1 pseudogene is annotated in these 315 nt (G+C 68.9%); it reads left to right on the top strand.

Annotated elements, in window-relative coordinates:
- A pseudogene (locus ACZ9XP_RS17895) lies at nt 1-315 on the top strand (NAD(P)(+) transhydrogenase (Re/Si-specific) subunit alpha); the annotation flags it as partial.

The following is a 315-nucleotide window of genomic DNA, read 5'->3' as shown; positions in this document are numbered from 1 at the left end:
CACCGGAAACGGTTAAAAAGCTCGTCGCCATGGGCCATGCCGTGGTGGTAGAGGCGGGGGCGGGCACGATGGCGGCGGTGCCGGATGCGGCGTATGCCGAAGCCGGTGCCACCTTGGCCGCATCGCGCGCCGCGGTGCTGGCGCAGGGCGACATTGTGCTGACCGTGCGCCCGCTGCCGGAAGACGCTATTGCCGAGCTGAAAGAAGGCGCCGTGCTGATTGGCCAGCTGGCCCCGTTCCAGAACACCACCTTCCCGCAGCTGGCTGCGCGCAAGGTGTCGGCCTTTGCCATGGAGCTGCTGCCGCGCACCACGC

This window comes from Vogesella perlucida, assembly GCF_979366545.1.
This window is presented reverse-complemented; position numbering and strand designations above follow the sequence as displayed.